The sequence below is a fragment of the Rothia sp. HMSC078H08 genome (genome assembly GCF_001808955.1).
Classification (GTDB): Bacteria; Actinomycetota; Actinomycetes; order Actinomycetales; family Micrococcaceae; genus Rothia.
In genome coordinates this window covers 31,877-51,668 of record NZ_KV795243.1, presented here as the reverse complement: position 1 = coordinate 51,668, position 19,792 = coordinate 31,877, and the positions used below count along the sequence as shown (strand labels likewise).

Sequence of the window (19,792 nt, the reverse complement as noted above, 5' to 3'; positions counted from 1 at the left end):
GCACCTGGCATGGAAAAGCCCCCGGCCGGTACCGTGCAGGCACCTTCCGGGGGCTTTCACGTATTGAGCTATTGCGCTTAGTCTTCGTTGATGAGGTCGCGGACCACGATGGTCTGGTCGCGGTCCGGGCCCACACCAATCGCAGAGATACGGCAGCCAGAAATCTCTTCCAGCTTCAGCACGTACTTGCGGGCGTTCTCGGGCAGCTCATCCAGGCTCTTCGCATCCGAAATGTTCTCGGTCCAGCCATCGTAGTACTCGAAAATCGGCTTAGCGTGGTGGAACTCGGTCTGAGTCATCGGCATCTCGTCGTGGCGCACACCGTCAACGTCGTAAGCCACGCAGACCGGGATCTTATCCAGGCCAGTCAGCACGTCCAGCTTGGTGATGAACAGGTCGGTGAAACCGTTGATGCGCACAGCCTGACGCGCCAGCACGGCGTCGTACCAGCCGCAACGACGCGGGCGGCCAGTGTTCACGCCGAACTCGCCGCCGGTGGTGCGCAGGAACTCGCCCATCTCATCGAACAGCTCAGTCGGGAAGGGGCCAGCACCCACGCGAGTGGTGTACGCCTTCTGAATACCAATCACACGGGAGATGCGGGTCGGGCCCACCCCCGAACCGACGCACGCGCCGCCGGAGGTCGGGTTGGAGGAGGTCACGAACGGGTAGGTGCCGTGGTCAACGTCCAGGAAGGTTGCCTGGCCGCCCTCCATCAGCAGGGTCTTACCCTCGTCCAGTGCCTTGTTCAGCAGCTGGGTGGTGTCCACAATCATCGGCTTCAGACGCTCAGCGTAAGACATGAAGTACTCAACGATCTCGTCAACCTCAACGTGGCGGCGGTTGTAGACCTTCACCAGCAGTTCGTTCTTCTGGCGCAGTGCGCCTTCAACCTTCTGACGCAGGATCGACTCGTCCAGGATGTCCTGAACACGGATGCCGAGGCGGCCAACCTTATCCATGTAGGTCGGGCCGATACCGCGGCCGGTGGTGCCGATAGCGCGCTTGCCGAGGAAACGCTCAGTCACCTTGTCCATGGTCTGGTGGTAGGGTGCGACCAGGTGTGCGTTAGCGGAAATCTTCAGGCGGGAGGTGTCAGCGCCGCGGGCCTCAAGGCCGTCAATCTCAGCGAAAAGAGCCTCGGGGTTAACAACCACGCCGTTACCAATCACGGGGACGGCGTTATCGCTCAGAATACCCGCGGGCAGCAGCTTCAGCTCAAACTTCTGGCCGTTCACCACCACGGTGTGACCGGCGTTGTTACCGCCGTTGGGCTTGACCACGTAGTCTACGCGGGGGCCGAGCAGGTCGGTTGCCTTACCCTTACCCTCATCGCCCCACTGGGCGCCCACAATCACGACAGCTGACATTTTTGTGCTCCTTGAAAGCCTTGAAGATACGCACCGGATTTCACGGCGCGGCGGCGACCTACCGCCTCATGATCCGGGTAGGCACACCTCTTCTAATGATACCGTGCCCGCCCCTTTAAGTCCCGTGTGACGGGGCGGTAGGCGTGCCGGATACGGTGCCGGTGAGCCTCACCGGGCACGGCAACGCCCCCATCCGATATTTGGACGGGGGCGCTACCGGTATGAGCTTATGAAGACTACTTGATGATCTCGATGAAGGTCATCGGGTAGGTGTACTGCTCACCGCGGTTTGCGGCCAGAGCAGCCAGGCTGTGGAAGATAACCATCAGGATAGCCACAACCATCGGGACGACCCACAGGATGATGCCCAGGATGCCGAAGGTCAGAATAATCAGCAGCCAGGAAGCCATGCTGATGACCCACAGGGAGAAGTTGAAGTTGAACGCGCGGCGGGATGCTTCCTTAGTGAAGGAGTAACCGGGCTTGTCCTTGTAGATGAACCACATGACCAGCGGCGCGAGAATACTTGCGGATGCGAAGGACAGCAGAGACAGAATTGCAGAAGCCAGGTGCGCGAGCATCGCCATGTTCTGGTCGTCCTTGGAGGAGACTACGTAACCGTTGGGCTGCTGACCCGGCGCCTGCGAGTAGGAGGGTGCCTGCTGGGAGTACTGGTTGTACTGTTCAGGGTTCGGGTTCTGGGACATCGTTCTTTTCCTTAATCTATCGATGAGTGGATACAGCTAATCGTTGAGGTGCGGCGGCAGGCTAACTCGCCGTTCTCGGAGGGTGCCCGCCTCGCTCTACTTGGTCGCAACGCTCGTGATGGTTTCACCCTATCAAGGCAAGGTAAATGGAATATTAACCCTCGCCGGACAGCAGGCGAAGAAACCCGAATATGACACAAAAAGACGCCCCTGCCCCTCCACGCGGTGTTACGTACGTGGAGGGGCAGGTCGTTATACGGTGTGGGCTGGCCGAGGTTAGTCCTGTTTCTCTTCATCAGCGAGCGCAGGATGCGCGGCGGGCTTATGTAGTGCGGCAGCCTCGCGCTGTGCGGCGGCCTCGTGTAGCTTTGCGTGTTCTTGCTTTTTCAGAAACTCGTACACCGAGAAAGAATCCTCTTCTTCCTTCGTGAAGCCATTGACGCCCGTGTAGCCGTCCGGCAGGCGGTTGTACACGAGGTAGTACCAGAACTCGGCATGTGCCGTCTCTATTTTCTGGAGGAGTTCCCTCAGCTGATTCTTACGCTTCACCGCCTGAACAATACCCACAATCCATAGGATCGGCACCACAAACAACGATCCCACGCCGATAGTGATGAAGAAGAGCAGCATCGACATGCCAGCACTACTATCGAACATACTCACCAGAGGAACCAGCACAAACGGGTTCAGTATCAGCAGGACAATAAGCACGGTCTTCCAGAATGTGCGCTGACTCTCGATCTCTTCAATGTTGGAGCCAGCAAACGGATTATTGATGGGAACGTAGCCTACCGGCTGGATCATTGCCGCCCGCGAGGTGGGGTTCTCCTCATTCTTGACCGGGTTCAGGTGGGCAGCGCACGCCTGCATGGGTGCGGACTCGTCGTGGGAGCGGTCCAGTAGGCGCATTTCGATGAGTTTTGAGTCGGGGGTGCCGAAGAGCGGGTCGGGGATGACCGGCAGAATAGCGCCCGGTTGCAGACCGAGGTGTTCCAGCCGAACGTACTCGCCGTAGGCGTGCGTTGCCTGAGTCTGCTCTTGCTGAGCCTGTTCAGTGGAGGCGAGCGCTACCGGGTGGTTCGCCTCGTCGTCCTTGCGAGATTCGTGAGTATCTTCCGGGGTGTCTTCTGAGGTATCTTCTGAGGTGTCTTCCGGCTCGTCGATTTTGTCGGTGTCATGAGAGTCTTCGGGTTCGTCTTCTGAGTCTTTCCGCGCGGAGTCGTAGCGCTTGGGGGCACCCGGGTAGACGTATTCATAATCGGGGTCGGGGTGTTCTAGCTCTTCGTCGTCGGATTCTTCATATAGCTCAGCGTCTTCATTTTTCTGCGTCTGCTCGCCCATGAGTAGCGTCATGTATTCCGGGACGGACTGGTCGGTGTCCCAGAGGGGCTGGTACGCCTCGTCCTTCTTTGCAGTTTCCTTCTTTTCAGTGGGGCGGTCTGCCATGGTCGTCTCCTTCGCTTACCAGACATACTCCTAGTGGCACCACCGTACCAGCGGGCGCTGGGCAGTCCCTTGAAACCTGCCTGATAAAAGCTGAGAAAAAGCCCCCGACAAGCGCCAACACGCACGTGTTAACACTGCCGGGGGTTCAACGTTACCAGGGGTCTACTGGGGGCATTTGCGGGAAGCTACTCCGCCGGCACTGACACTCCCTCGGGCTCCCCCGCTTCGTCCGGGTGGGCACCCTCCTGCAGGGTGCGGTCGTACACCGGGTGGTACCAGAACGCACCGTACGTCGTTGCCCTCGCTACCGCCTCCCGCCGCTTCTGCGAGAGCTTCACCAGCGAATAAATCATCAAGCCAAGCCAGATAAAGGGCACCGTAAAAAACGAATACAGCCAGACAAAGAAATAGGCGCCAAGAACCTCCCCGGCAACCCGCTCATTCACCATGTACAGCAGGGGTAGCACAAGGAACGGGTTAATCACCTGCAACACCACACACAAAACCAGCCACCACATGTACCCGAGACGAGCCTTAGCCCAATCAACGGTGGCCTCCGGTGTACTTGCGGGGATGTAGCCAACAACCCGAGCTTCGCCGGTGTCTTCCCCCGGTGCTGACAGAGCCGGTTCAGACAGAGCCGTCGCGGTGCCGGGCTGATTCTGCCAGCGCACGGAAGCCACCTGCGTGGGTCCGGCATCCTTCGACAGCGCACTCAGTAGTTGCATGGGCTGCAGACTTGGGTCGGGAATACCGTAGACAGGTTCCGTCGCCACAGGCAGGGCGGCATCAACGGTGAAGGAATCCATACGCCATTGCGGGGTCTGCGCCTGCGCTCCGCCGGTCATGATGCGCCGCCCATATGTGAGTTCGGCGGCGCAGGGGTAGGAGCAACCGCCGCAGAGGACATCGAAGACGTTGCGCCCAGGATTCCCTGCATTTCCTCGGTGTTCTTGGGCAGACGGTCGTACACCAGATAGAACCAGAACGACCCAAGCGGCATAGCCTCCCACTTCAGTGCCCGGTACTTTCGGCTAACTCGGACTAGCGCAAAAAACAGTGCCCCACCCCACAAGAACATGGGAAGACCCATCGTCAGCAGAGAAAGCATCAAGAAGTAGTAGAAGACATACCCACCGATCTGAGGGTCCCCTGTAACGGTAGCCAACAGAAGATAAGTCAGGGGATTTAACACCACACCCACGAAGAAGAGGGCAATGAGCTCAGGCCAGGCCTTCTTCCACAGGTCTGATCCGCGCACCTTGCCCGCAAGTGGGGTTGCTGAGATATACCCGATAGGTCGCGGAGTACCGACTACTTTCTCATCCATCCAGGCAGGAAAAGCGGTCGGCACCTGCCGGTGTGCAGATGCGCCAGCATCCGTGCCCATGGGGGACATGCGGCGCATCGTGGGGCCCGGGCGGCCATACAGCGGCCGGTTCAGCACCGGGTGACCCGTCGCCGAAGGGAAAAAGTACGCAGCCTGCACAGAGGGCGCAGGAGCAGAAACCGGCAGAATAGACGCTGCAGGAGCGGGCACTGCAGAATCAGGTGTTGTAGGAACCGATGGGCCAGCAGACGCGGATGCAGAATGAGCCTTCTGTATTTCCATGACCTCCTTCACCGGCTCGGGAATACCCCCGGTCGGTGCGGGAACCGGCGTTCCGTGAAGAAGCAAAGCCGAGTATTCGGGTGCGGGCTGATCCATATCCCACAGGGGCTGATACTCGCTATCACTCTTCTCGGTTGGGTTCTGAGGGTTTTTCGGTGCTTCGCTATGCTCCACCACGGTGACCTCCTCCAATGCTTGTCTGCTTGTTAGTGTCTGTTGTGTTGTCTACATTGTGTGTTCGGTGCGCGGGGGCTCAATCCCGTAGCTGTTCTTTGAGCCAGTGGCTAGTCTGCTTAAGCCTCGGCCGCTTCGTTAAGCCGCACGATGCTCAGAATCCACGCCACAAACCAGATGATGCCGGGAATCCCCATGAGCCCTGCGCTCACCTGATTCACCATCATAAAGAGAGCTGCGACGAGTGGCCCCGCCCCGAACAGGCCCGTAATGGAGAGAATCCCCGCCGCAATATAAGGATTCAGTACGGAAACGGCAAAGAACAGAAGCTTCGCCTCCCCCTTCTGAGATGAATCAGACGAACCGCCAAAACTCGTCACCGGCTGAGTAATGCCACTACGATGCCGCGAAGCGTAGCGCTCCTGGTTTGTTTTAGAGGGCGGGGCGCAGTCATACACCAGCCGGAACGTAAGTTTCTCCCCGGCCTTACGCCTCCAGATGAGCCGCACCATCACACCTAAGAAATTGATGAGAGCCCACAGAGAGAAAAAGAACAGCGTTAGCGGAAGAATACCGATGCTCAGCACCGAAAATCCTATGCCTGCCAGGTAAAGAGAACCTAGAGTTTCTTCGCTCAGGGTATAAGAAGGCAACAAGAAATATACGAAAGGATTCGCCGCGATAGCCAACGCTAGGTACACCAGCACCTCCACCACGCGTCTACCAGTGTGGGGCTTGCGGTTAGGAACCGGCAGAGGGCAGTAACCAACCAGCTCGCCGCCGTGTTCCTCCGGCGATTCTCCATTGGGGAGAGTTCCCTGAACATCATCTGCGTGGATGCGCATCAGCTGCGTATTGGGGCGACCGTAATACACATGGGGCGCCACCTTCAAAACACGCTGACTAGGGGAAACAGATTGATTGTCGATGGGTTGCTTCTTATCGGCAGTCATGATTCCTCCTCAGCAGTGTGACGCAGTGATACCGCGGGTGAACTAACAGTGGTCGGGGTACACTCGCACACCAGCCGGAATTGAAAATCCTGCTGAATCTTGTGCTGTCTAACGAGCAGGCGCGTCGATTCGATGGCATCCCCAACAGCATTCAGAAACTTTCCTACGCAGAGGAACAGCCACCAGAGTCCTGCGAGGATGCCGACGAAACCCACAATGAGTAGTAGCGGGGGGATAAAGATGACCATCAAGATCACCGTCCCTATTTCCTCACTTATTCCCCAAGGACCTTGGGAGAGGAACATTGGGCTCACCGGCGCGATCAAGAGAGCTACCCAGAACACCATCCGCAGCAGTGGACCCAGCACGTACCAGGTGAAGCCGCTCCAATCAGTGAAGAAGCCCTTCGCATTGAAGGTTTCGCGGGGCTTTTCCATGGGGGCGTAGCCTACCACATCGCCAATCTGCCAGGCGGATGAGCTGTACTCGGTGAGGGTACCCTGCACCTCTCCCCTATGGATGCGTTCCAACCGTGGACCGGGGCGGCCGTGCATAACCTGGGGTGACATCAGCAGAACAGAATCCTCAGTGGAAACGCGTCGCTTGACCATGGTTCGACCCTCCCTATCCCATCATTTTTGATAGATGTTCAATAGATGGTTTTACAGTAACAACCGAACCTGAAAAGAACCTGAACCCAAATGCAAATGAAAAACGTGAAAAAGAAAAGGGTCGAACATGTCCACAATTTGATGCATTTAGAAGTAATAAACGCTTCACAAGCCACTTTGAGGTGTATCCTAGTTCACATCTAGTGTGTTCAAGCCCAGCTGGAACCCACTAGAAAAACACACCAGCCTCCCAGAAACACCCCGGGAGCCAAGCAAAGGAGCACCGTGACACACACCGCCTCCCCAAACCCCCGCGGCCGGTCGCATCGACGCCGAATCGGCAGCGGGCTACTCACCCTCAGCATGGCGCTGAGCCCCCTCGCAGCCCTGGGCACCACCGCCCACGCCGCGGAAGACCCCGACGCCGTCAAGCAGGTACTCAGCGAAAGCATGAAGAACGCCAGCGGCACCGTCACCGCCTTCGTCCGCTTCAAGGGTAAGGGCGCCTTTGAACAGACCCAGCCCGCAGGCGTACGCGCCGGCGTGCAGGCACCCGTCAACACCAGCTCACAGGTGCAGGCAATCGCCTCCCAGGTGCAGAGCCAGGCACAGCAAGTCAGCAGCCAGTCCGGCGCGCAGGTCCTCTACACCACCCACAACGCAGTACGCGGCGTGGCAGTGCGCGGTGACGCCGAGTCCATCAAGGCACTCGCCAACCGCTCCGACGTAGAGAAGATCTCGCCCATCCTGCCCAAGTACCGCCAGAACGCGGGCGCCGCCGTTGACGCAGGCTCTCTCGCCACCTGGACCGGCACCACCAACCCCGCCGGCGCGGGCGGATACACCGGCAAGGGCGTGAAGATCGCCGTCATCGACTCCGGCATCGACTACACCCACACCGACTTCGGTGGTAGCGGCAAGCTCGAAGACTACGAGAAGGCATCCAAGCTCACCGAGCTGCCCTCCGCAGACTCCGGACTCATCAACCGCACCAAGGTTGCTGGCGGCTACGACCTCGTTGGTGACGCCTACGACGGCACCAACACCGCAACCCCCGACGGCAACCCGCTCGACTGCACCACCGGCGGCCACGGCACCCACGTGGCGGGCACCGCGGCAGGCTACGGCGTGAACGCCGACGGCACCACCTTCACCGGCGACTACAGCAAGCTCACCGCAGAGCAGCTCAAGACCATGAAGATCGGTCCCGGCGTCGCCCCCGACGCTGAAATCTACGCCTTCCGCGTCTTCGGTTGCTCCGGCAGCACCAACGTCGTCATTGAGGCACTCGACCGTGCCCTCGACCCCAACGGTGACGGCGACTTCTCCGACCGCGTGAACGTGGTCAACATGTCCCTCGGTGGCGAATTCTCCCCGCAGGATGACCCCGAAGCCTACGCCGTTGACGCGCTCACCCGCGCCGGCGTGCTCTCCGTGATCTCCGCGGGTAACGCCAACGACTACAGCCTGCGCGGCGACACCTACTCCAACTCCGGTCACCCCGCCACCGCAGCCAGCGCAATCACCGTAGCTAACGCCTACGGTTCCACCCGCGCTGTCGATGCGGCAGAGCTGACCGACCCCGCCACCGGCACCACCCGCAAGGTACGCGGCGACTACAGCGTCTCCTACCCCTGGGCACAGGCAGGTAGCAAGGAATTTACCGGTGAACTCACCGCAATCTCCGAGAACAACCGCTACGCCTGCAACGCCCTCAGCGCCGACGAAGCGGCAGCTGTAAAGGGCAAGTGGGTGCTCATCGACTGGGCTAAAGATGACGGTGAGCTCGCCTGCGGCTCCAAGGTGCGCTTCGACAACCTGGAGGCGGCAGGCGCCAAGGGTGTGCTGCTTGCAGGCAACGACGAAGAACCCGGCCTGGGTATTGCCGGTAACGATACCCTGCCCGGTTTCCGCCTGGCAGCATCCGCCGCTAAGGACCTGCGTGCACAGATCACCGCAGCAGAAGCAGCAGGTAAGCCCCTGACCGTGCGCCTCGGCAACGAGCTGAAGTCCTCCCTGCGCGTGGACACCGATAAGCTGGATCAGCTGAACCCCATGAGTGCCCGCGGCTTCCACGGCAGCTACGGCTACACCAAGCCCGACATTGCGGCACCCGGCTCGTACATCACCTCCGCGGCGGTGGCGACCGGTAACAACTCCGTGACCTTCAGCGGCACCTCCATGGCGGCACCCTACGTGACCGGCTCCGCCGCCCTGGTCATGCAGAGCCACCCGACCTACACCCCCGCACAGGTCAAGTCCGCCCTCATGAACACCGCAACCCACGATGTGCGCACTGAATCCGGTGCCGCATACGCGGTGGACCGTGTGGGTGCCGGACGAGTCGACACCCTCGCTGCCGTGCAGTCGAAGTCCCTCGTCTACAACGCTGACAAGAGCGGTACCGTGTCCCTGAGCTTCGGTGTGCTCGAGTACGCACCGGATGCTGGCGTTCAGACCCTCACCCGCGAGGTGACGGTCGAGAACACCGACTCCGTGGCGCACACCTACGCCCTGTCCTACGCTGAAAGCACTAATATTCCCGGAGTGGAATACTCCTTCCCCTCCGCGGTCACCCTCGCACCCGGTGAAACTAAGAAGTTCGAAGTCACCGTGCGCATCGACCCGTCCAAGCTGGAGAAGACCCGCGACGCAGCAATGGACACCACCCAGAACGCAACTGAGTACTACACCGGCACCGAAACCGTTCCCGCACAGTACCGTCAGTACATTGCCAGCGCATCCGGCCGACTCGTCCTCACCGAAGACGGCACCAAGGCACTGCGCCTGCCCGTTCACGTGGCACCCAAGCCCGTGAGCACCATGCACGCTGCCGAAGACACCGTCACCTTCACCCAGAAGCCCTCCAGCGACGAGGCTCAGAAGGCAGACACCGGCTGGGTCAAGTCCCAGATCTCGCTGCGCGGCACCGAGGTCAACCAGGGCGGCTACCGCTCCCTGCTCGGCGCGTTCGAGTACGGTGCGAGCGTGGACCGTGTAGCTCCCACCTCCCTGTCGCTGAACAGCAACGTTAAGGCGAACCTGCAGTACGTCGGTGCTTCCTCGGATGCGCCCGCACTGAAGGCAGCCGGCGGCAACGCTGATGACGGCACCCTGCGCTTCGGTATCTCCACCTGGGCGAACTGGGATGTTGTCTCCTACGAGAACACCTTCACCGTAGAAATCGACACCGACGGCAACAACCGCGCCGACTACAAGCTGGTCACCGACCGCGCTAAGGGCCTGGACTACCCGCTGGTTCGCCTCTACGGATACAAGAACGGCAACCTCGTCGAGCTCGGCTACTACCCGCTCAACGGCGCCTGGGGTGATGTGGACACCAACATGATGGACACCAACACCCTCATCATGAGTGCACCCCTCAAGGACCTGGGCCTGACCAGCGCAAACAACCCGGACATCCAGTACCGAGTCAGCGCAACCACCCAGTACGAGTGGGGTAACGTCAGCGAAACCGGCTGGATCAAGTACCGCCCCTTCAGCCCCAAGCTGTGGTTCAGCGGCGACTCCTCCGCCGTGGCTGGCCTTCACCCGGATGCCTCCACCACCACCCTGACGGCGCACCGCTCCGCTGACGCAATCCCCGCGCTCGGCGAATCCGGTACCCCCGCCAAGGCGCTGCTGCTGCACCTGCACAACGGCACCGGCGACCTCTCCGGTACCAACGGCGCCAAGGGCAACCGCGCCGAGGTGCTGAACATCAAGGAGCAGCAGACCGAGTACATCACTCCGTCCCGCTTCACCGATGTGAAGAACACCGACCAGTTCTACACCGAGATCTCTTGGTTGGCTCAGCGCGGCATCACCACCGGCTACCCGGACGGCACCTACCGCCCGCTGGAGTCCGTGGAACGTGGCGCAATGGCGGCGTTCTTCTACCGCATGCAGGGTTCCCCGCAGTTCACTGCCCCCTCCACTCCGAGCTTCAAGGATGTGCCCACCACGCACCCCTTCTACAAGGAGATTGAGTGGATGAAGGCTCAGGGCATCACCACCGGCTACTCGGACGGCACGTTCCGCCCCTCCGCACCGGTGAACCGTGACGCCATGGCTGCGTTCTTCTACCGTGCAGCGGGTTCCCCGCACGTGGATCTGCCCGCAACCAGCCACTTCAGCGATGTTTCCACCGATAACCAGTTCTACCGTGAAATCACGTGGCTGGCTTCGAAGGGCATCAGCACCGGCTGGCCGGACGGCACCTACCGCCCGGTGACCCCCATTGCCCGCGACGCAATGGCTGCGTTCATCTACCGCTACACCGAGAAGGTTGCTAACCAGGCCGGCCGCTAGACGGTAGCGAATGGTTCGGGTCCTCTCCCACCTCCTGCATGGGGTGGGAGGGGTACCCGGAACCGGCAGGCTCCGGGGCCTGAAGACCCCGGAACCTCTCAAGTTTTGGTGGCGGTTTCACCGGCGGATGCACTCACTCGTCGTCTGCCGGTGGGGCCGCCTCCGCGTATCACCGATACACAACCACAGAGCACACAGCACTATCGAAAAATAGAAAATCCGAAGGAGGATTCCATGACAACGCCTCATGCGCCACGCCGCAGAATGAAGGCTGTCGGTGCGACCGGTTTGAGTGCGGCTCTTGCCCTTACTCTCGGCGTTCCCGCCACTTTCTCTGCAGCTCACGCTCAGAGCCCCCAGCAGGTCGAAGGAAGCACTGCGAGCGCATCCGGTGACGCTGCCTCGCGTATCAGCCCGGGCCTGCAGAAGGCTGAAGGCCAGGTCACCGTGTATGTTCAGTTCAAGGGCAAGGGCGCGTATGAGCAGACCCAGTCCGCGGCTGTTCTGGCACGTAAGGAGGCGCCGGCGAACCGTCAGGCGCAGGTGCAGGCTATTGCAGCTCAGGTGCAGTCGCAGGCTCAGTCTGTGGCGGCTGCTTCTGGCGCGAAGCTGATGTACACCACGCATAATGCGATGCGTGGTGCGGCGATTACTGGTGATGCTGCGCAGATTCGTGCGTTGGCGGAGCGCCCTGATGTGGAGCGTATTTCGCCGATTATCGCGAAGGAGCGCATGAACTCCGGTAGCGAGATTGATACGAAGACCCTCGCCACCTGGACCCGCGATCACACGGGGTACACGGGTAAGGGCGTGAAGATTGCGGTTGTTGACTCCGGTGTGGACTACACTCACGCCGACTTTGGCGGCCCCGGAACCGTGGACGCCTATCTGAAGGCCAAGGCCATGACGGAGCTTCCGTCCGCTGATTCGGGCCTGATTGATCGTAATAAGTTCATTGGCGGCATTGACCTGGTCGGTGATGACTACAATGCGTCGGTGGCTGAGAAGTCGACTCCGCAGCCCGATAATAACCCGCTGGACTGCCGCCCGGACGGCTTCGGTTCTGGCGGTCACGGCACGCACGTGGCGGGTACTGCCGCCGGTTATGGTGTGACGGCGAACGGTACGACTTACCGTGGCGATTACAAGAACCTGACGGAGGAGCAGCTGAAGGGCATGTCTATTGGCCCCGGTACTGCTCCTGATGCTCAGATTTTGGCGATTCGTGTGTTCGGTTGCTACGGCAATTCGAGTGTTGTGATGAAGGCGCTCGATACCGTGATGGACCCGAATGGTGACGGTGATTTCTCTGACCGCGCCGACATTGTGAACCTGTCGCTCGGTGGCGAGTTCGCTCCGGCTGACGACCCTGAGTCGTACATGATTAATACGATGGCGCGCCAGGGTGTGTTCACTGTGGCTGCTGCCGGTAACGCCAATAACTACAACGGTGTGGGTGACACCTACTCCGATTCGGGTAGCCCGGCGAATGCAGCTGCGGCACTGTCGGTGGCGAACGCTTACGGTTCGACTCAGCCGATTGACCGTGCCCGCGTGACCACGAAGACTGGTTTGGAGTGGTTGCAGGGTGATTATTCGGTGAACTTCGATTATTCGAAGGCGTCCGCTGATCAGTTGCGCGGCGAGGTTGTTGCCGCACCGAAGCGTAACCGTTACGCTTGCGAGGCTTTCACCGCTGATGAGGCGAAGGCTTTGAAGGGTAAGTGGGTTTACTTCGAGTGGGATCAGGACGACTTGTCGTTCCCGTGCGGTTCGAAGGTGCGTTTCGATAACGTTCAGGCTGCCGGCGGTGTTGGCGTGGTGATGGCCGGTAAGGCTGAGCGCTACACGATCGGCATTGGCGGTAATGCGACCATTCCGGGTCTGCGTCTGACTGCTTCTTCGACGAAGGACCTGGAGAAGGCTCTGGCTGCCGGTCCGGTGACCGTTGAGATGAACCTGGACTACAAGGCTTCGGGCCGCGGTCCTCACTCGCACGCTTTTGATTTGAATTCCTCGAGCGCTCGCGGTCAGCACGGTTCTGATGGCTTCATTAAGCCTGACCTTGCGGCACCGGGTACTGAGATTGTGTCTGCCGCTGTGGGTACGGGTAATAGGGGTGTTTCCTTCACCGGTACCTCCATGGCAACCCCGCACGTGACCGGTATCGCCGCCCTCGTGATGCAGGCGCATCAGGATTACAACCCGCAGATGATTAAGGCTGCGCTGATGAACGGCGCGTCCACCCCGATCAAGAATGAGCAGGGTGCGCAGTACGCGGTGGATCGTGTGGGTACGGGCATGGTGAATGCTCGCGCTGCCGTGGACGCGAAGGTCATTGCGTACGATGCGAAGACCCCCGAGCGTGTTTCGACCGCGTTTGGTGTGCTGGAGTACACCCCCGATTCGGGTATTCAGACTGTTCAGCGTGAAATCGTTCTGGACAACACCGATTCGCAGGCTCACACCTACACTCTGAGCTACGAGGCAAGCACGACCATCCCGGGTGTGGAGTACTCCTACCCGCGGCAGGTGAGCGTGGGTGCCGGTGAGCGTAAGAACGTGACCGTGACCGTACGCATCGACCCCTCCAAGCTTGAGAAGACCATGGACCCGGCGATGAGCGCCGACCAGGTCGCTCAGGACTGGACGACCGGTAAGACTCTGATTGCCGGTAAGCGCCAGTACATTGCGAGCGCTTCTGGTCGCCTGATTTTCTCTGAGAATGGCCGCGAGGCGATCCGCCAGTCGATTCACGTGGCACCGAAGCCTGTCTCGAAGATGCGTGTTGATGCGTCCCGTATTGATTACAAGGGCATCGCCGATAAGGAGTCCACGGTGACTCTGCGCGGTACGACCCTGAACCAGGGCGGTTACCGTTCGCTGCTGGGTGCGTTCGAGCTGGGTGCGGTCAGCGGCCGTATTCCGACCGGTCAGCTGAAGCTGCCGTCGAACCAGGCTGTTGACCTGCAGTATGTGGGTGCTGCCTCGGACGCTCCGGCGTTGAAGGCTGCCGGCAAGAACCCGAACGATGGTTCTCTGTTCTTCGGCATTTCGACCTGGGGCACCTGGGACAGCATGCACTGGGGCCGTCAGGTACAGGTGCAGATTGACACCACCGGTGATTCGAAGGCCGACTACACGCTCGAGGTAACCCGAGAGAAGGGTCTGGACTACCCGCTGGTGAAGGTCTGGTCCATCTCCGGTAAAGCATCCACCGTGGTGGCGCGCTACCCGCTGAACAGCGCCTGGGGTGACACCGACACCAACACCATGGACACCAACACCATGATTCTGGGTGTGCCGCTGAAGGACCTGGGCCTGACCGCTGAGAAGGCTCAGAGCATCAAGTACACGGTGCAGACCGACACCTGGTACAACGAGGGTAACTCCTACGTCGATGCGACGGATGCGATCACCTTCTCCCCGTTCAACCCCGGTGTGTGGTTCACCGGTGAGGAGTCGGGCGTACCCGGCCTGTTCGTGGATCGTGACGGCGGTCAGCTGACCGTTCACCGCAAGAACAACAACAAGGAGCGTCAGGCTCTGTTCCTGCACATGCACAACGCGACCGGTGACCTGAGCGGCCGTAAGACCGCTAACGGTGTTGCCGCTGGCGACCGTGCACAGGTCGTGGACGTTCCGCGTACCATCCACGAGGCACGCTTCAGGGATGTTCCGCCGGAGAACCAGTTCTACCGCGAAATCACCTGGATTGCCTCGCACCAGATTGACCGCGGCTACCCGGACGGCACCTTCCGTCCGCTGAACAACATGGACCGTGCCACCATGGCCGCGTACTTCTACCGCATGAGCGGCTCGCCGCAGTTCACCGCCCCGAGTACGCCCAGCTTCAAGGACGTTCCGCTCAACCACCCCTACTACAAGGAGATTGAGTGGATGAAGGCCCAGGGCATCACGACCGGCTGGTCGGACGGCACGTTCCGCCCCGATTCCTCGGTGAACCGTGACTCGATGGCCGCGTTCTTCTACCGTTACGCAGGTTCGCCCGCGTACGAGGCTCCCGCCCAGGCCCGTTTCACGGACGTTTCGACGGATAACCTGTTCTACCGCGAGATCAGCTGGCTGGCCTCGCAGGGCGTGACCACCGGCTGGCCCGATGGTTCGTTCCGCCCCGTGGAGCCGGTGCACCGCGACGCTATGGCGGCGTTCGTGTTCCGTTACAGCACGAGCGTGCTGGGGTACAGCGCCGACCAGTAGTGAGGCCCGGCTGACCTGCTGACCGGCCCACCGCGTAGGCAGGGGTGCCGCCCCGGCTGAGGTGCCGGTGAGTCACGGCTGGTCCCGGTCAGCGGCTAATTCTGGTCATGGGCGAGGGGGGGTCGTACCGCGCGCAGCAATGCTGCCCGGTACGGCCCCCTCGCCGTTGTTACGTTCCGCACCGCGGTGTTTCACGAGTCTGACTAGGTTAAACACCCCTCTCCTTGAGACAATGGTGAGGGTTCTTTCAGCGCCCGCTTGAACCCCGTCGTTGAAGTACGGGCTGAAGACCCCTAGAAACACACCATTACAAGAGAATCAAGGAGCATTCAGTGGCTATTCTCCCTGAAGCTACCCCCGCTCCGAAGGGTTCGCGGCCACCGCGAGGACTTCGGCGCGTAGCCCGCGGCTGCGGCGCCCTAGTGCTGGGCCTGACCCTCGGGCTGACTTCCCTACCCTACGGAACCCAGGCGTACGCCGCACCCGGCGTGGTGCGCGGCGACGTGGATGCGCCGCGTAGCGCATCCGCCGAGACGCCGAACCCGGCCGAGGTGCTCTCCCCCAGCCTGGACGGCGCAACCGGCGAACGCGCCGTGTTCGTGCGCTTCAAGGGTCAGGGCGCATACGCGCAGACCCAGCCGGATGCGGTCCGCTCCCGCGCGCAGGCACCCGTGAACGCGCAGGCGCAGGTGCAGGCGATTCGTGCCAGCGTGCAGCAGCAGGGCGCCTCCGCCGCGAAGGAGTCCGGCGCGCAGGTCCTGTACACCACCCACAACACGATGCGCGGCGTGGCGCTCTACGGTAACGTCGAGCAGATTCGTGCGTTGGCGAACCGTTCCGATGTTGAGCGCATCAGCATCATTGAGGACATGGCGCCGCAGAACACCGGTTCCGTGCTCGATACCGACACGCTCTCCGTGTGGGCTCAGCAGCACGCGCAGAACACCGCCTCCACCGGCTACACCGGTAAGGGCGTGAAGATTGTGGTGCTCGATACCGGCATCGACTACACTCACGCCGATTTGGGCGGCCCCGGCACTAAGGAGGCCTACGAGAAGGCAAAAGCCTCCGACACGATTCCCGAGGGCACCTACGACCCGAAGAAGTTCCTGGGCGGCTACGACCTGGTCGGTGACGACTACAACTCCGCTAAGAAGGAGACTTCCACTCCCCACCCGGACGCGAACCCGCTGGACTGCGGCGGCCACGGTAGCCATGTGGCCGGTACCGCGGCGGGCTACGGCGTGAACGCGGATGGCTCGACCTTCCGCGGCGACTACTCCAAGCTCACCGAGGAGCAGCTCAAGGACATGAAGATCGGCCCGGGCTCCGCACCGGAGGCTCAGCTGATTGGCCTGCGCATCTTCGGTTGTAAGGGCACCACCGCGTTTGTCCCCCTGGGCCTTGACCGCGTGCTCGATCCCAACGATGACGGCGACTTCTCCGACCGCGCCGACATCGCGAACCTGTCGCTGGGCAACGAGTTCGGCGTGTTCGACGAGACCGTGAACTACGCGGTCGGTTCCCTCTACCGCGAGGGCATCCTCTCCGTGGTTGCGGCGGGTAACGCCAACAACTACAACGCCGTGGGTGACACCTACTCCAACTCGGGCGGCCCCGGCACCAGCGCCTACAGCCTGACCGTGGCGAACTCGATTGGTTCGACCCAGATGGCGGATCGCGTGAAGATTCTCTCCCCCGCGAACGAGGCGGACACCTACGGCGACTACTCGGTGAGCTTCGACTACTCGAAGGCGACCGAGGAGCAGCTGCGCGGCACCGTGGTGCGTGCCGCAACCCGCAACCGCTACGCGTGCGAGGCCTTCACCGAGGAGGAGGCCGCGGCGCTGAAGGGCAAGTGGGCCCTCATCGACTGGGCTGAGGCCGACGGCACCGCCCCCTGCGGTTCGCGCGTGCGCTTCGATAACCTGCAGGCTGCCGGCGCGACCGGCGTGGTCATCGCCTCCGACACGGAGGTGGGCGACACCGCCATCGGCGGCAACTCCGCTATTCCGGGCGTGCGTCTGGCCAAGAGCCAGGTGGAGCGCCTCTCCTCCCAGATTGATTCGGGCAACCTGACCCTGCAGCTCGGCGAGAACCTGCGCGAGTCGATTCGCGTGCAGAACGGCAAGCTGGATCAGGCGAACACCTCGACCGCGCGCGGTATGCACGGCTCGCACGGCATCACGAAGCCGGACGTTGCGGCACCGGGCACGAACATTTCCTCGATCCTGGTTGGCGGCGGTACCGAGGCAACCGTAAAGACCGGTACGTCCATGTCCACGCCGTTCGTGGCGGGTGTTGCGGCGCTGATTATGCAGGCGCACCCGGAGTACGGCCCGCGCATGATTAAGACCGCCATCATGAACACCGCCGACCACCGCATGCAGGATGCCTGGGGCAACCCCTACGCGGTGGACCGTGTGGGTACCGGCCGCATCAACACGCGTGCGGCGGTGGCCGACCGCGTGATGCTGTTCAACGCCGCCCGCCCCGAGCAGGTTTCGGATACCTTCGGCGTGGTTGAGTACACCCCGAACGCCGGCGTGCAGACCCTGCAGCACCGTGTGAGCGTTGAGAACACCGATTCGGTGGCGCACACCTACGCCGTATCTTACGACGGCAGCACGAGCATCCCGGGTGTGGAGTTCTCCTACCCGCAGTCGGTGTCTGTGGGTGCCGGCCAGACCGCCACGTTCACCGTGACGGTGCGCATCGACCCGTCGAAGCTTGAGAAGACCATCGACCCCTCGATGTACCCGACCCAGGATTCGCTGAACTACTCGACCGGCATGGTGACCATTTCGGGTGCCCGCCAGTACATTGCGAGCGCCTCGGGCCGCCTGATCCTGACCGATGCTGATTCCTCGGCCGCGGTGAAGACCCTGCGTATGCCCCTGCACGTGGCCCCGAAGCCGGTGAGCGCGCTGCGCGTGGCCGGTGCGGATATCCACTTCGATTCGAACGGCGCCGGTGCGTTGGAGCAGCGCCTGTCCGTTGAGGGCACCGCCGTGAATCAGGGCGGTTACCGCTCCCTGCTGGGTGCCTTCGAGCTGGGCGCTTCGAGCCCGCGCATCCCGACCGCGAAGCTGGGTGTGGGTTCGGATTCCCGCATGGACCTGCAGTACGTGGGTGCCACCTCGAACGTGGCGGCGCTGAAGGCTGCCGGTCAGGACACCTCGCAGGCGCAGCTGTCCTTCGGTATTTCGACCTGGGGTAACTGGTCGGAGGTGACCCCGCGCGGCACCTACTACGTCTTCATCGACACCGATAAGGATGGCACGACCGATTACCGCCTGCAGACGGTGCGCGAGAAGGGCCTGGACTACCCGCTCGTGAAGGTTTCGCAGCGCGGCTTGGACGGTAAGTGGCACGCAATCGCCAACGCCCTGTACCCGCTGAACGGCGCCTGGGGTGATACGGACACCAACATCATGGATTCGAACACCCTGGTGATGACTGTTCCGCTGAGCGTTCTGGGCCTGGACCCCGAGGCTGAGTCGACCGAGATTTCGTACTCGGTGACCACCGCGAGCGCGTTCTCCGCCACGACCGTGGTGGATACGACCGAGTCGGTGTCGTTCAACTACGCCACCCCGGCGCTGTGGTTCAGCGGCGATTCGGCGGGCGTTCCGAACCTGTTCGTGGACGCACCGGGCACGAACCTGGTGGCGCACCGCAGCGGTGAGGCGAAGGGCTCTGCACTGTTCCTGCACATGCACAACGCGACCGGCGACCTGTCGGGCGTGAACGGTGCGGCCGGTGAGCGTGCGCAGGTTCTGCGCGTGTCGTCGTCTTCCGAGGCTCCCGCCGAGAGTGCGCATTTCAAGGATGTTCCGGCGGATTACCCGTTCGTGAACGACATTAACTGGCTGGCTCAGCGTCGTATTACGACCGGCTACCCGGATGGCACGTTCCGCCCGAACGGTTCGGTGGAGCGCGGCGCGATGGCGGCGTTCTTCTACCGCATGGCGGGTTCGCCGCAGTTCACCGCGCCGAGCACCCCGAGCTTCAAGGATGTGCCGCGTGACCACCCGTTCTACAAGGAGATTGAGTGGATGCGTGCCCGCGGTATTACGACCGGTTGGTCGGATGGTACGTTCCGTCCGAATGCTGCGGTGAACCGTGACGCTATGGCGGCGTTCTTCTACCGTTTTGCGGGTTCGCCGGCGTATTCTGCTCCGGTGGTGTCGCCGTTTAGTGACGTGTCGTCCGGTAGCCAGTTCTACCGTGAGATTTCATGGTTGGCTGAGCAGCGTATTACGACGGGTTGGGCTGATGGTTCGTTCCGTCCGGTTCAGCCGATTGAGCGTGGCGCGATGGCGGCGTTCTTGCACCGCTATAACGTGCGTGTGCTGAATAACCGCTAGTCGGATGCGGATGTGAG

General features: G+C 61.5%; 10 protein-coding genes. 3 read left to right on the top strand and 7 right to left on the bottom strand.

Annotated elements, in window-relative coordinates; translation table 11 throughout:
- Positions 1-77: 77 nt before the first annotated feature.
- From HMPREF2528_RS01295 to HMPREF2528_RS01265, 7 genes are all read right to left on the bottom strand, one after another.
- Positions 78-1,370, bottom strand: coding sequence for an adenylosuccinate synthase (locus HMPREF2528_RS01295; protein ID WP_012904286.1), 1,293 nt, complete (start codon positions 1,368-1,370; stop codon positions 78-80).
- A 236-nt stretch (positions 1,371-1,606) separates the two neighbouring features.
- Positions 1,607-2,077 carry a DUF4870 domain-containing protein gene (locus HMPREF2528_RS01290; protein WP_012904287.1) on the bottom strand — a complete coding sequence of 157 codons (471 nt, stop codon included), beginning with the start codon at positions 2,075-2,077 and terminating at the stop codon, positions 1,607-1,609.
- 276 nt (positions 2,078-2,353) lie between these two features.
- Positions 2,354-3,523, bottom strand: coding sequence for a pyruvate ferredoxin oxidoreductase (locus HMPREF2528_RS01285; RefSeq protein ID WP_070541720.1), 1,170 nt, complete (start codon positions 3,521-3,523; stop codon positions 2,354-2,356).
- 185 nt (positions 3,524-3,708) lie between these two features.
- Positions 3,709-4,371, bottom strand: coding sequence for a hypothetical protein (locus tag HMPREF2528_RS01280; protein WP_070505767.1), 663 nt, complete (start codon positions 4,369-4,371; stop codon positions 3,709-3,711).
- The gene (locus HMPREF2528_RS01275; protein ID WP_070541717.1) at positions 4,368-5,312 is read right to left on the bottom strand and encodes an SLC41A family transporter; all 945 of its coding nucleotides are present in this window, start codon (positions 5,310-5,312) and stop codon (positions 4,368-4,370) included. Before HMPREF2528_RS01275 ends, HMPREF2528_RS01280 begins: the two co-directional genes overlap by 4 nt.
- A gap of 116 nt (positions 5,313-5,428) precedes the next feature.
- Positions 5,429-6,262, bottom strand: coding sequence for a type VI secretion protein (locus HMPREF2528_RS01270; protein ID WP_070541714.1), 834 nt, complete (start codon positions 6,260-6,262; stop codon positions 5,429-5,431).
- On the bottom strand, positions 6,259-6,873 hold the full coding sequence (locus tag HMPREF2528_RS01265; protein WP_070541710.1) for a hypothetical protein: 615 nt from the start codon (positions 6,871-6,873) through the stop codon (positions 6,259-6,261). Before HMPREF2528_RS01265 ends, HMPREF2528_RS01270 begins: the two co-directional genes overlap by 4 nt.
- A gap of 363 nt (positions 6,874-7,236) precedes the next feature.
- Between HMPREF2528_RS01265 and HMPREF2528_RS01260 the strand changes: the two genes are divergently transcribed.
- The 3 genes from HMPREF2528_RS01260 to HMPREF2528_RS01250 all read left to right on the top strand — a co-directional run bounded on the left by HMPREF2528_RS01260 (position 7,237) and on the right by HMPREF2528_RS01250 (position 19,775).
- Entirely contained in the window at positions 7,237-11,184 is a 3,948-nt protein-coding gene (locus tag HMPREF2528_RS01260; RefSeq protein WP_141744678.1) for a S8 family serine peptidase, read from the top strand.
- 234 nt (positions 11,185-11,418) lie between these two features.
- The gene (locus tag HMPREF2528_RS01255) at positions 11,419-15,405 is read left to right on the top strand and encodes a S8 family serine peptidase (RefSeq protein WP_070541704.1); all 3,987 of its coding nucleotides are present in this window, start codon (positions 11,419-11,421) and stop codon (positions 15,403-15,405) included.
- A 332-nt stretch (positions 15,406-15,737) separates the two neighbouring features.
- Entirely contained in the window at positions 15,738-19,775 is a 4,038-nt protein-coding gene (locus tag HMPREF2528_RS01250; protein ID WP_070541701.1) for a S8 family serine peptidase, read from the top strand.
- Positions 19,776-19,792 lie beyond the last annotated feature (17 nt).

Excerpts from the sequence above, each read along its gene's own strand:
- HMPREF2528_RS01290 (WP_012904287.1), bottom strand. The coding sequence starts at position 2,077 with ATGTCCCAGAACCCGAACCCTGAACAGTACAACCAGTACTCCCAGCAG.
- HMPREF2528_RS01265 (WP_070541710.1), bottom strand. The coding sequence starts at position 6,873 with ATGGTCAAGCGACGCGTTTCCACTGAGGATTCTGTTCTGCTGATGTCA.
- HMPREF2528_RS01295 (WP_012904286.1), bottom strand. The coding sequence starts at position 1,370 with ATGTCAGCTGTCGTGATTGTGGGCGCCCAGTGGGGCGATGAGGGTAAG.
- HMPREF2528_RS01285 (WP_070541720.1), bottom strand. The coding sequence starts at position 3,523 with ATGGCAGACCGCCCCACTGAAAAGAAGGAAACTGCAAAGAAGGACGAG.
- HMPREF2528_RS01260 (WP_141744678.1), top strand. The coding sequence starts at position 7,237 with ATGGCGCTGAGCCCCCTCGCAGCCCTGGGCACCACCGCCCACGCCGCG.
- HMPREF2528_RS01270 (WP_070541714.1), bottom strand. The coding sequence starts at position 6,262 with ATGACTGCCGATAAGAAGCAACCCATCGACAATCAATCTGTTTCCCCT.
- HMPREF2528_RS01280 (WP_070505767.1), bottom strand. The coding sequence starts at position 4,371 with ATGACCGGCGGAGCGCAGGCGCAGACCCCGCAATGGCGTATGGATTCC.
- HMPREF2528_RS01255 (WP_070541704.1), top strand. The coding sequence starts at position 11,419 with ATGACAACGCCTCATGCGCCACGCCGCAGAATGAAGGCTGTCGGTGCG.